Origin of the sequence: Capnocytophaga leadbetteri, from assembly GCF_003054025.1 — a bacterium.
Taxonomy (GTDB): domain Bacteria; phylum Bacteroidota; class Bacteroidia; order Flavobacteriales; family Flavobacteriaceae; genus Capnocytophaga; species Capnocytophaga leadbetteri.
The window spans coordinates 152461-165408 of record NZ_QBKG01000005.1; the positions used below are offsets into that span (position 1 = coordinate 152461).

A 12948-nucleotide genomic window follows, 5' to 3' on the forward strand; every position below is an offset into this window, starting at 1 on the left:
CTGTTTATGAAAAAGTTTATAGAAACCGTAGTAAAGAACAAGGAGGTGTTCTACTTAGAAGTAGACGAATCGTTCGCTATGTGTAGCTCAGTATCTTTTTATATAGAAGAGACTAACGAGGCTATTCCGGTTGCCCTCTTTTTTGAGGACAAAGACGCTGCTTTGGCTTGCAAAACTGAAGATTGGAAAGACGGCATACTGCAATCAGCTACCTTAGAAGAATTTATCGAAATTTGCTTTGGTATGCAGGTAGAGACAATGGCTGTGGGAATAGGCTTTAAAGCTGACCTATCGGGCGGTGAAGAATACATACCTACAGAGATTGTAAAAGCTCTTATAGATGAAATAGAAAGAACAAAAACCTCTACTACTTTTAGCGATTCTTTTGAGTCTTTAGCACAAGTAAAAGAGGCTTTGCAAATGATAGGCGAACAATAACATTAACAACTAAATACTATAATAAAAATGACTATTTTAGATGGAAAAAAGACCTCGGAAGCACTCAAGCAAGAAATTGCTGAAGAAGTAAAACAACTGAAAGCAGCTGGTAAGAAAGTACCTCACTTAGCCGCTGTATTAGTAGGCGACAACGGCGCAAGTATTACCTACGTAAACAGCAAGGTAAAAGCCTGCGAACAGGTTGGTTTTGCTTCTACCCTTGTAAAACTGCCTGCTGACATAACAGAGGAAGCGCTCTTAAAAGAAATAGACAAGCTCAACGCTAATGCTGATATTGATGGTTATATAGTGCAATTGCCACTGCCTAAGCATATCGATGAGCAGAAAATACTCTTAGCTGTAGACCCTAAGAAAGATGTAGATGGTTTTCACCCTGCTAACTTTGGTAGAATAGCCCTTGATATGGAGGCTTTTATACCTGCAACTCCCTTTGGTATTATGGAGCTCCTTAAGCGCTACGAAGTACCTACCAAAGGCAAGCACGTAGTGGTAGTAGGGCGTTCGCATATAGTGGGTAGACCTATCAGTATTTTGCTCAGCCAGAAAGGTGCTCAAGGCAATGCTACCGTTACCCTAACCCACAGTCACACTCCTAATCTTGCTGACTTTACTCGTCAAGCTGACATCATAGTAATGGCGTTAGGAATACCAGAGTTCCTCAAAGGCGATATGGTAAAAGAAGGGGTAACCGTGATAGATGTAGGTATTACACGTCTGCAAGACGATAATGCCCCTAAAGGATACCGTATAGTAGGCGATGTAGCTTTTGATGAAGTGAAAAATAAAGCTAGCTACATCACCCCTGTACCTGGTGGCGTAGGCCCTATGACGATAGCTATGCTACTGAAAAACACCTTGTTGGCTTGTAAGTGGAGAGAGAGTCGTAAGTAAATTGCAAATTGGTAATTGCCAATTGATAATTATTTTGTATCTTTGCGCCACAAGACAACACTTACCACCTGAAAATAAAAAATTCATTATATATGAGAAAAAAAATTGTAGCAGGAAACTGGAAAATGAATAATGATGTAAACAAATCATTAGCCCTTATTTCAGACCTATTGAAAAAAGTACCTCAAACTGATGCAGAGGTGATGATTGCCCCTACTTTTGTAAACCTTATCCCTTCAGTAGAAGCTGCTAAAGGTAGCGCTATAGAAGTTATCGCTCAGAATATGCACTTCGCTGAAAACGGAGCTTATACAGGCGAAATATCTGCTGAAATGCTAAATGCTATCGGAGTGAAAACTACTATTTTAGGTCACTCTGAACGCCGTGCTTATTTCAACGAAACAGACGAAAGTCTTGCTAAAAAAGTAGATACCGCCCTAAAACACAATATGCGTGTGGTATTCTGTATAGGTGAAGAGCTTGCAGAACGCAAAGCAAACAAGCATTTTGATGTAGTAGGTAGCCAAATAAAGAATGGATTATTCCATCTACCTGCTGAGGCTTGGCAACATATCGTATTGGCTTACGAACCTGTTTGGGCTATCGGCACTGGCGAAACTGCAAGTCCGGAGCAAGCACAAGAAATTCACCATTTTATTCGCAAAACAATTGCTGATAAATACGGCAAAAACGTAGCTGATAGCGTGTCTATCTTATATGGTGGCAGCGTAAAACCTGATAACGCTAAAGAAATCTTTGCTAAAGAAGATGTAGACGGCGGACTTATCGGAGGGGCAGCTCTTAAAGCTGATGATTTCATCAGTATCATCAAAAGTATTTAAGTTATTATTATGCAGAAGAGACTGCCCAAAAACCTTTCGGGCAGCCTCTTCTTTTTTACACCTAACAAAAAATGTTACAAAACGATATATTTCTACGCGTACTAAATGGCGAAAGCACTGAACGCCCTCCTGTGTGGATGATGCGTCAGGCAGGTAGATATTTGCCTGAATTTAGAGCTTTACGCGATAAATACGACTTCTTTACACGCTGTAAAACTCCTGAATTAGCAGCCGAAATAACAGTACAACCAGTTGATATTGTAGGCGTAGATGCTGCTATCTTATTCTCAGACATCTTAGTCGTACCTCAAGCGATGAATATTGAGGTAGAAATGAAAAAAGGCGTAGGACCTTGGCTCCCTAATCCTGTACGCACAGCCAAAGATGTGGCTCAAGTGATTATACCTGACATTGAAGAAACATTGGGCTATGTACTTGAGGCAGTAAAGCTTACCAAACAGCGACTTAACAATCGTGTGCCTCTGATTGGTTTTGCAGGGTCTCCTTTCACTATCTTCTGTTATGCTGTACAAGGGTCTGGCTCTCGCGATTTTGCTACGGCTAAAGAGCTTTGCTTTACCGATGCTGAAACAGCGCATCAGTTGTTACAGAAAATAACTGATACTACTATATTATACCTGAAAGAAAAAGTAAAAGCAGGGGTAGATGCTGTGCAGATATTCGATAGTTGGGGGGGCGTACTCTCGCCTGAAGATTATCGTACTTTTTCTTGGCAATACATTAATCAGATAGTTGAAGCCCTAGCGCCGCTGACTAAAGTAATTGTATTTGGCAAAGGCTGCTGGTTTGCATTGCCTGAAATGGCTGCCTCTAAAGCCGCTGCCTTAGGTATTGACTGGACGTGCAGCCCTGAAAAAGCAAGAGAACTAACCGGAGGAAAGATAGCGCTACAAGGTAACTTCGACCCTTCTCGCCTGCTCTCTTCGCCTGCTGATATTAAGAAAAAAGTAAAAGAAATGATTGATGCTTTCGGAAAGGATAAGTACATAGCTAATTTAGGACACGGTATTCTACCTAATGTACCAGTAGAAAATGCTATTGCCTTTGTGGAAGCTGTAAAAGAATATTGTTAAGAAAAGATTATGAAGTTAAAACACGCTACTCTTATTATCTTATTAGTGCTCCTCATTGACCAATGGAGCAAAATATACATTAAAACACACTTCATTCTTGATGAAGTGGTAACAGTATTTAGTTGGTTTAAAATCTCCTTTGCTGAGAATGACGGAGCTGCTTGGGGTAAAGAAATACCAGGTAAATACGGCAAACTTATACTGACGCTCTTTCGTATTGTTGCCGTAGTAGGTATCGGCTATTGGTTGGTTTCTGCCATAAAGAAAAAACAACCTAAGATGCTTATTATATCTATCTCTCTAATCTTAGGAGGTGCATTGGGCAATATCACTGATTCCGTATTTTATGGGGTTATTTTCGACCATAGCTATGGCAATATAGCTACGCTTTTCTCACCCAATCCTTATGGTACTTTATTGCACGGAAAGGTAGTAGATATGTTTTGTTTTCCGATTATTGACACAGTACTTCCTGATTGGATGCCCATTTGGGGCGGCGAGCGTTTCCGCTTTTTTGAGCCTATATTTAACGTAGCTGATTCTGCTATTTGTATAGCTGTAGGACTGATGATTATTTTCCATAAGAAGATATTCAAAAACTAAAAAGGTATCACCTTAAAAGTAAAAGAGCTGCCCTAATGAGCAGCTCTTTTTTATTTTTTATCGAGTTATAAGATGTTTCTTTATATCTTTCCAATGGTATTTCTTAGCATAAATATAAAGCATTAAAGGGAAACAGATTAATAATGGTACCCATAAAGTAAGCCCTAAGGTAGGTTCTGATACATCACGTAATAGAGAGGGGACTTGAAATACTGTCCAATCTGAAGTAACTAAAAGTGCTGTAAAAAGGTTATTAGCCGTATGAAAGCCAAGCGCTAACTCTATGCCGTCATCCATTAAGGTAGTAATTCCTAAGAAGAACCCCGTACCTATATAGTAAATAAGAAGCATATAACCTAATTTCTCTACCTCTGGATTAGCAAGGTGCATCAGTCCAAAAGTAACTGAGGTAAACACTAATGGCAACCACGCATTGCGCACTGTAAGCCCTACTGCCTGCATTAAGTAAGCCCTGAAAAAGACCTCTTCAAAGCCTGTTTGCAAAGGCATCATAAGAACTACTATCACCAATAACTTCAGAAAAGGCATCCACTGAAAATTCCATACATACGCTTCCGGGTGTATAGCGTAATCTATCAACGTTACTCCTACTGTTACCACTCCCCATAAAACAAAAGCAAACCAAAATCGCTTCCAATCTATTTTAGGGCGGGCAGTAATTAGAGCCGTTAATGGCTGTCTATGTACGTACTTAACCCATAAGAGCAACACTGCTAAGAATATAGCAAAAATTAACAAATTCTCAGCAAGGTACATTAGTTCGCCTTTAGAGGCAATTTCTGCTTTGATAAGAGGTGAGGTATCAAATAGTAGCGACACTAAAAAGTTCAACCCTGCAAATGCAAAGAACAGGGTTGGAACTATAATATAAAGCCATTTAGGGCTTAATGATAATTTTGCGTTATTGAGATACATTTTTACTGCGTTATAACACCAATTTCTCCGTAAGATACAATGCTCGAATTATCTACAGTTTTAGTAGCTATTAACCTAATATAGCGTGCTTTTTCTTTAGAAGAAAATACAATACGCTGCTCTATAGGGTTATTCTTTATATTGCCAAACTCACCTTCTGATACTTTCTTCCAATGCACGTTATCAGTACTCACTTCAAACACATAATGACTGATAGTCCCCTCAGCCCATCTATCTTGTGATGGCAGGTAAGTAAAGCCACTCAACGACAAGGTTTCACCCAAATCTATAGTAATAGCAGGAGTAGCGTTTTCTTTCTTCTGATAACCCCAAGTAGTGGTGCTTTCGTCTATTATTCTGTCAGTATTTTTTACCTCTTTAGCACTGGTAGCTATTACTTTCCATAGACCTTTAGCTACCTCTATAGAGTGAGAAGCTACTTCGCTGTATTGGTTTCTACTGCGGTCGAAGGCAACTACTTTAAGGGTAGTAGGTTTAGCAAGCGCGAAAGGAGAGCCATAACGCATTGATTTTTCAGTAGGAGTCGAACCATCAAGAGTATAGTAAATCTCAGTTGCTTTATCAGCAGCTTTCATATTAATGTAGCCTTCCTTAGTACGCGTTACCATAGGTGTAACTAACAACTGAGGAGCATTATAAATCCCTATATTACTAATAAGAGGAGCTGCTTTAGCGTCTAATATAGTAAAGCGAAATTTAGTAGCAGTCACTGGATCAAAACGCAAGATGCGTTTATAACCAATAGTAGTTTGTGCATCTATAGGCTGCCACTGTCCGTCTTTTTCGTATTCTATCTTAAAATTCTTAACACGTTGTCCTAAAGCTATATATTCTTGTGCTAAAAATCTATTGAAAGTAGTAGGCTTGCTAAAAGTGAATTCTAGTGAAGCATTGGTTACCCCATCTTCTGTAGCCCAATAAGTATTTTTATTACTGTCAATAGCGTTTGCTGCACTAAAAGACTTGCGTTCATTACTAGCTTTTACAGTAGCTTGACCTACTAAGTTATCAGCAAAGTCTGCTTCTATCACTTTTTTGAGTTCCATCAATCTCTTGATATCATTCTCGTGTACGAGTCCGCGTCTGTCTACTGGTAAGTTAAGCAAAAAGTTATATCCTCTTCCTACTGAAGCGTAGTAAATATCTACCATTTTCTCGAGCGGACGTACTTGATGGTCTTCGCGTGCGTGGTAGTACCAACCTGGTCTGATAGATACATCTGCCTCAGCAGGTATCCAATTCACACCATTCTCATCACCTTCACCTAAGTGTTTAAAACGAGGAGCTCCTTCTAAAGCAGGATTAGAGGTAAATGGATTCCAGTTAGTAGTGGTACCATAACCCTTTTCATTGCCTATCCAACGTATATCTGGACCTTCATCGCCAAAAATAGTAGCTTGAGGCTGTAGTTCGCGCACTATAGCATATGTTTTATCCCATTGGTAATAGGTATTAGCATCTATTTTTCTGTTTTCGTTAGCACCTCCGTAGTAGCCAGTACCTCCATTAGCACCATCAAACCACACTTCGTATATTTCGCCATAGTTAGTAAGCAACTCTCTCAGCTGGTTATGAAAGTAATTAACATATGCCGGACGAGCATACTCTGCGTGATTTCTATCCCAAGGCGATAAATAGACTCCAAATTTTAGCCCTACCTTACGGCACGCCTCCGATAAATCTTTCACAAGATCGCCTTTTCCATTTTTCCAAGGAGAGTTTTTCACCGAATGTTCTGTATATTTTGAAGGCCACAAACAGAACCCATCGTGGTGCTTAGCAGTTATGATAACCCCTTTCATTCCGGCTTCTTTTATCACTTTCACCCATTGATTTACATCTAATTCAGTAGGGTTAAATAGGGCTGGGTCTTCACCCCCTGTACCCCACTCCATATCAGTAAAGGTATTCATATTGAAGTGAATAAAAGCGTAGTATTCCAAATCTTGCCACGCTAATTGGCGAGCGGTAGGAATAGGATTTACTGCCTGAGGGGTAGAAACTTTTTGTGTAGTTTTGCAGGCAAACAAACTTAGCGCAGAGGCTAATAGTATAAATTTCTTCATATTTATGGTTATTAAACTTCTTAATTAAGAGATGGTTTATAAGAGCGACAAAAGTAGTATTTTATTTGCAATCTTACAAATTATTTTTATTTTTCTTCTACCAAAATATTTCCTTTGAAAAGTTTGCGCGAATTATTAATAAAAATATTCATACTATCCTTAGCACTCTCGGTAAGGTCTTTAAAATTATCTTCTTCATATTCTTTGCAAGGTAGTATCTCAAAAAGATACTTACCATTAGTTTTTTTTGTCCTATTTACCCATACTAAATGATAACCTTTTTTTACTATTCTGGTAGTATGAGCATCTTTTAATAAGGTAAGCGATACCATTGCCCCTCCATCTGAAGGACTTTTGCGCTGATTCGATACAAAATTGCCTAACGAATAAACTACAAATTGCTCTTTATGAAGCCCTGTTTGGGCAGTGTAGTACATTGGCTGTAGTACGTGGGGGTGTCCACCTATAATAATATCTACCCCATTGTCAAACAAAAATTTTGCCACAGCCTCTTGCTGAGTATTTTGGTGCTGTTGGTATTCTATCCCCCAATGAATTACGACAATCAACTTATCTAAAGCTCTCTTTTTAGCTTGCTCTATATCTTCTTTCATTTGGGGTAGGTTGATGCGATTTACTATGGTAGGTTCTGGTACAGGCAAGCCGTTAGTGCCGTAAGTGTAGTTTAGTATTCCTACTGTGATGCCATTTTTAGAGAGCACCAACAGGTTATGCTTATCAAACTCCGCTTTATCTCTAAAGGTGCCTGTATGAGCTATTTTGAGCGAGTCGAGCACATCTAAGGTTCTGATAATTCCTTTTTTGCCTCTATCGCAGGTGTGATTGTTGGCCGTCACCAGCACATCTATTCCGCTATTTTGGCAAGCTACCGCCAAGGCATCAGGCGATGAAAACTGCGGATACCCCTTATAGGGCTTGCCTCCCAAAGTAACCTCTAAATTAGCTATCGCAAAGTCTGCTTCTGCAAATTTGTGCTTTATTTTGGCAAATACAGGTTCATAATCGTATTGCTTAGTCTTAGCATCATAAGCCCCCTCTACCTGAGGCCCGTGCCCCATCACATCGCCCATAAAGAGCAAAGAAAGTCGATTGCCGGCTTCTTGTGCTGTCAAAAAAGCAGGAAAAACAAGTATTATAAGTAGTAATCGTATCATTTGAAGCCTATTTTAGATTGTTTGTTATCTGCTTTTAGTTCTTTAGAGTCTATATTGGTCAATTCAGCTAACGAATAAGGCCTTTCTACTACTAAATCTCTGTCTGTTGATTGCAAATACTTATTGCATTTCTCTACGGTCAGCTCTTTAAACTTATATTCTGCTATAAGCCTACCCTTTCTGAGTAGGGCAGCATCTATTTTTGATATATCTGAGTTAAAAGTACAAATAAGCTGACATTCAAGCACATCCGAAAGCATTCCATCAGCTATATTAAGTATAGACGATACCACATCGGTATTGCTATTAAAGGAGGTACGCTCAGCTATGTAGTTCTCACAATCTTCAAGCACTAATACCGAATTTTTGTTCTCAATAAGCAAGCCTATAAAAGCAGGGTCAGTAAGTGAGGCTATCATCGAGGTAGGTACAAAAATAAATTTCTTATTGGGTATCTGACTCGTAAGCCATTTGATGTAATTGGTTTTGCCCGAACCTGCAATACCGTGAAAGAGTACCACCCCCTTATCTTCATTCGTAAGAGCATTCTTTACGTGGTGATGTACCTCTGCAAAGTCATCATTATACATTGTCTCAAAATCAATGCGATAAGGCTTAATAGTATGCGTTTTAATGTCTATACCCCGCGATGTTTTCAACAATATAGATACTTTTGATTCTTTTGAAACGTATTTTTCTATATAATCCTCAAATAGTTTATTGAGGTTTTCTTTTGTCTTAGGATTAGTATTTTCGTAATACACCGAACTGACTTTATAAAGCCCATCTTCAAAAATCTGACTGTCGTACTCATTCGATAAATTCTTGTCTATCAACAGAAAAACCTCTAAAGTAGGGTGAAAATAACACTCCTCCGATTCGTAAAGCTCATTTTGCTTAGAAGCGTATTCAAAAGTGTAATAATCAGTACATTTTACAAAGTGTTTTAGTTTATCTCTATGTATCACAAGGTCATCACCTCCAAAGTAAATACGTGCCATCAGGTCGTCTAATAGTCCGCGATAAGGATTCGTAAAAGTAAGCAGTTTGTACTTGTCATACAGCTCTATATGGTCATCGCTATCTACCTGTAGCACATTCACAGGGTGATAATATTTTGATTCTTTTATCTTCATAGTAAATTAAAAAATAGAGTTAATTGTCTTCTTGTATCATTTTTATAAGTTCCTCTTCGTTGGCAAATCTTACAAAATTGCCATTCTTAAAGTACGATATATGTCCCGTTTCTTCTGATACTACCAAGGCAGTAGCATCGGTTTTTTCGGTGATAGATACTGCGGCACGGTGGCGCAAGCCGTAGTGTTTGGGCAACGTATCTTCAGCTGCTACGGGCAGAATAACCCGTGTAGCCACAATAGTATTGCCCCTTATAACGATAGCCCCATCGTGCAGCGGACTGTTTTTATAAAAAATGCTCTCAATAATAGGCCCCGATAGCTCTAAGTTCATCTTGTCGCCTGTAGCTATCACAAAGTCTAAAGGCACACTGCGCTCTATCACTATCAATGCCCCTGTATGGGTTGTGCCGAGTTTATGGCATACGCTTACTAAACCTTCTACATTTAGCAGACTCTCTTTCTGCTTAAAAAAGTGAAATATGCGGTGCAGCTTATTGCGTGCCGTGATATTAGTAGACCCTATAGTGAGCAAAAAGCGGCGGATTTCCTGCTGAAATACCACTATCAGCGCAAATACCCCCACCCCTATAAACTGCCCTAATATACTGCTAAGCAATTGCATCTGCAAGGCTTCGGTGATTTTCCATAATAGGTAAATCATCACGATACCCATAAAAATATTGATAGCTACCGTACCTCTGATAAGTCGGTATACATAGTACAGAAAAGCCGCAAACAGCAGTATATCTATCGCATCGGCAATAGTAAAGTCTAAAATATCAAATAGTTTCATCGTATCTTACTGATAATTTTCACGCACTCTTTGGCTTCTTTCACATCGTGTACGCGTATGATGTGCGCCCCTTTTAGTAAGGCTATCGTATTGGCTATAGTGGTAGCATTTAAGGCTCCAGCAGGGTCAGTATCAAGTAGTTTGTACAACATCGATTTGCGCGAAAGCCCTACTAACAGAGGGGCTTTAAGTATCTGAAAACGCTCTAAATGCTTCAAAATTTCGTAATTCTGATCTAAGGTTTTCGAGAAACCAAACCCCACATCTATTATCACATCGTTGATGCCCATTTCCATCATAGCAGTCTTGCGCTCCGAAAAATAATAAAGTACATCGGTAATGATATAATTGTAATCCGTGTGCTGTTGCATTGTCTGGGGCGTACCTCTCATATGCATCGCTATATAGGGCACTTGCGCTTCAGCTACCACTTTCAGCATCTGAGGGTCTAATCCACCTGCCGATATATCGTTGATAATGGCTGCGCCTTCAGCAACGGACTGACGAGCTACCTCGCTTCGGAAAGTATCTACCGAAATCAGTATATTAGGGAAAGCTTTTATTAGCTGACGCACTACAGGTATCACACGCGCTAACTCTTCTTCTTCTGATACCTCAGCTGCATTAGGGCGCGTACTATACCCTCCAACATCTATAAAGTCAGCCCCCTGAATAAGCATCTCCTCTGCCCTATTTAGCAACGTCTTTTCAGTTACCCTGCTCCCCTCAAAAAACGAATCGGGCGTGTGATTGAGAATACCCATCACACGTGGATAAGCAAGCGACACTAATTCACCTTTGCAATTAATCGTCATATTCTATTAGTTAAAGTTAATGTTTTCGTCTCTCGTCTTTCGCCTAGCAATCCGCAATATTTACCGCTACGGCCAAGCCTCCTTCCGAAGTTTCTTTGTATTTAGAATTCATATCCTTAGCCGTCTGCCACATCGTGTTAATTACCTTGTCTAAAGGCACTTTAGCGTTTTTAGGGTCAGTTGTCATCGCCAATTCGGCAGCGTTAATAGCCTTTATAGCCCCCATAGCATTGCGCTCTATGCAGGGTATCTGTACTAAGCCGCCTATAGGGTCGCAGGTCAGTCCCAAATGGTGCTCCATCGCTATCTCGGCAGCTATCAACACTTGTTCTGGGGTACCGCCTAATAGCTCGCATAGAGCCCCTGCTGCCATAGCCGATGATACGCCTATCTCTGCCTGACAGCCTCCCATAGCTGCTGAAATGGTAGCTCCTTTTTTGAAAAGACTGCCTATCTCGCCCGCTACTAATAAGAACTGCTTGATAGCATCTTCTGTAGCCTGCTGATTTTCAATAGTGATGTAGTACAATAACACTGCAGGTATTACCCCCGCACTACCATTGGTCGGAGCTGTTACCACCCGCCCTAACGACGCATTTACCTCATTTACTGCCAATGAAAAACAACTCACCCACTTCAGTATTTCTCTAAACTTAATATCCGTTTTTTTAATGGAGTTTATCCAACTCTTCGGACTGTCGTAAGTCACCACCCCTATCAGGTTTTTGTGAATGTCATAAGCGCGGCGACGCACGTGCAATCCCCCTGGCAATACCCCCTCAGTATGGCAACCTATGTAGGTACATTCTAACATCGTATTCCAGATGCGCAATAGTTCGTGGTCTATCTCCTCTTCAGTGCGGAGTGCTTTTTCATTTTCATATACTATTTCCGATATTTTCTTACCCTCTGAACCGCAATAATGCAACAATTCCTCTGCTTTATCTATAGGGAAAGGGAAAGGAACATTCTTTTTATTGGTTTGCTCCTCTTCACAAGCATTTTCTTTAACAATAAAGCCTCCTCCTACCGAGTAAAAAGTCGATTGATAGCTAAAATCATCACCCGAAGCCGTAAAAGTAAGCCCATTAGCGTGAAAAGGCAGAAAATTTCTATTGAATACTATATCCTCTTTAGGATTAAATTTTACAATAAGCTCATTGCCCAAATACAGTTCTTGGTTATTAGTAATAGCCGTAATGATAACGTCTAAACTTTCTATAGGCACATACTCGGGGTCGGCACCGCTAAGCCCTAACATCACAGCGAGGTCAGTAGCGTGTCCTTTACCTGTAAGCGAAAGCGACCCATAGAGGTCTACTGATAACTTCTTAGTATTGAGCAAGTAGTTTTTTTCTCTTAGTTCTTTTACGAAGGCTTCAGCCGCTCGCCACGGCCCTAAGGTATGCGAGCTCGAGGGGCCTACACCTATTTTTAGCATATCAAAAACGCTTATCTGTTCCATTTTCTATGGTCAAAAAAATCAATCGTGCAAAGGTACAAAACAATTATGAATTAGCAAATTTGTTATCCGGTTTATTACAGCAGAAATCGCAATACTTATTTTTATTAAGTATTGCGATTGTCTTTTATTAGATAAAAGCTAAGTTTTGTCCTATTTGTTTGAGTTCTTCTTCTATAGCATATTCATTTCCAATAGCTGAAAAGGCAGCTGTTTCCTCCCTGATAAGGCTTAAGAGATGTTGCAGGTGCTCTGAAGCATTCCTTTCATCAAAGCGAGCTACATCTGCTTCCCAAAAGCCCGTGCCAAAGCCTTCATCAAACTTACACTCTCCCCAAGCTGTGGTAGCCAGTAGGAAGAGTTGCTGGTCAATGGAGGTCTCTAAGGTGGTCTTGGCAAGGTCGCGCTTCTCTATCAGTCCCTTGAAGTCTATGGGAGTTTTATAGTAAGTGCCTTTCATTTATCTTATAACTTCTAATTCTTTTTTACCTTTTGGGCGATATAAATATATAGGGAAAATTTGTCATATCCTAAAATAGGTTTACACTAAAATAGGAAAAAAATATGACAAAAGGGCGAGCAGAGATAGTTCGGTACAGTGATTGCTTTAAGAGAGCTGTCATAGAAGAAATAGAGAAAAAAGGCTTAAGTA

General features: G+C 39.9%; 13 protein-coding genes. 5 read left to right on the forward strand and 8 right to left on the reverse strand.

Annotated features, from left to right (window positions below):
* The first annotated feature begins 6 nt into the window (after nucleotides 1-6).
* The 5 genes from C8P65_RS06475 to C8P65_RS06495 all read left to right on the forward strand — a co-directional run bounded on the left by C8P65_RS06475 (nucleotide 7) and on the right by C8P65_RS06495 (nucleotide 3889).
* A complete protein-coding gene (locus C8P65_RS06475) occupies nucleotides 7-438 on the forward strand; it encodes a DUF2750 domain-containing protein (protein WP_107782105.1) in 432 nt (143 codons plus the stop codon).
* Between the two features lie 27 nt (nucleotides 439-465).
* Nucleotides 466-1350, forward strand: a complete 885-nt coding sequence (gene folD, locus C8P65_RS06480; RefSeq protein ID WP_107782106.1) for a bifunctional methylenetetrahydrofolate dehydrogenase/methenyltetrahydrofolate cyclohydrolase FolD — start codon at nucleotides 466-468, stop codon at nucleotides 1348-1350.
* Between the two features lie 92 nt (nucleotides 1351-1442).
* Entirely contained in the window at nucleotides 1443-2192 is a 750-nt protein-coding gene (gene tpiA, locus C8P65_RS06485; RefSeq protein ID WP_009388922.1) for a triose-phosphate isomerase, read from the forward strand.
* Nucleotides 2193-2263: 71 nt separating this feature from the next.
* The gene (gene hemE / locus C8P65_RS06490; RefSeq protein WP_107782107.1) at nucleotides 2264-3286 is read left to right on the forward strand and encodes a uroporphyrinogen decarboxylase; all 1023 of its coding nucleotides are present in this window, start codon (nucleotides 2264-2266) and stop codon (nucleotides 3284-3286) included.
* Between the two features lie 9 nt (nucleotides 3287-3295).
* Nucleotides 3296-3889 carry a lipoprotein signal peptidase gene (locus C8P65_RS06495; protein WP_107782108.1) on the forward strand — a complete coding sequence of 198 codons (594 nt, stop codon included), beginning with the start codon at nucleotides 3296-3298 and terminating at the stop codon, nucleotides 3887-3889.
* Nucleotides 3890-3946: 57 nt separating this feature from the next.
* Here C8P65_RS06495 and C8P65_RS06500 read toward each other — a convergent pair whose 3' ends face one another.
* The 8 genes from C8P65_RS06500 to C8P65_RS06535 all read right to left on the reverse strand — a co-directional run bounded on the left by C8P65_RS06500 (nucleotide 3947) and on the right by C8P65_RS06535 (nucleotide 12756).
* Complete coding sequence (locus C8P65_RS06500; RefSeq protein WP_107782109.1) at nucleotides 3947-4825, reverse strand: CPBP family intramembrane glutamic endopeptidase; 879 nt, start codon at nucleotides 4823-4825, stop codon at nucleotides 3947-3949.
* A gap of 2 nt (nucleotides 4826-4827) precedes the next feature.
* On the reverse strand, nucleotides 4828-6912 hold the full coding sequence (locus C8P65_RS06505) for an alpha-L-fucosidase (RefSeq protein ID WP_107782110.1): 2085 nt from the start codon (nucleotides 6910-6912) through the stop codon (nucleotides 4828-4830).
* An 86-nt stretch (nucleotides 6913-6998) separates the two neighbouring features.
* Nucleotides 6999-8087: a CapA family protein gene (locus tag C8P65_RS06510; RefSeq protein ID WP_107782111.1), complete on the reverse strand. Its 1089-nt coding sequence runs from the start codon at nucleotides 8085-8087 to the stop codon at nucleotides 6999-7001.
* Nucleotides 8084-9223, reverse strand: coding sequence for an AAA family ATPase (locus tag C8P65_RS06515; protein WP_107782112.1), 1140 nt, complete (start codon nucleotides 9221-9223; stop codon nucleotides 8084-8086). The genes C8P65_RS06510 and C8P65_RS06515 overlap by 4 nt, the downstream gene beginning before the upstream one ends.
* A 19-nt stretch (nucleotides 9224-9242) precedes the next feature.
* Nucleotides 9243-10019, reverse strand: coding sequence for a diadenylate cyclase CdaA (cdaA, locus tag C8P65_RS06520; protein WP_009388915.1), 777 nt, complete (start codon nucleotides 10017-10019; stop codon nucleotides 9243-9245).
* Entirely contained in the window at nucleotides 10016-10834 is an 819-nt protein-coding gene (gene folP / locus C8P65_RS06525) for a dihydropteroate synthase (protein ID WP_107782113.1), read from the reverse strand. The genes cdaA and folP overlap by 4 nt, the downstream gene beginning before the upstream one ends.
* 43 nt (nucleotides 10835-10877) lie before the next feature.
* A complete protein-coding gene (locus tag C8P65_RS06530; protein WP_107782114.1) occupies nucleotides 10878-12299 on the reverse strand; it encodes an L-serine ammonia-lyase in 1422 nt (473 codons plus the stop codon).
* Nucleotides 12300-12426: 127 nt separating this feature from the next.
* On the reverse strand, nucleotides 12427-12756 hold the full coding sequence (locus C8P65_RS06535; RefSeq protein WP_107782115.1) for a hypothetical protein: 330 nt from the start codon (nucleotides 12754-12756) through the stop codon (nucleotides 12427-12429).
* Nucleotides 12757-12948 lie beyond the last annotated feature (192 nt).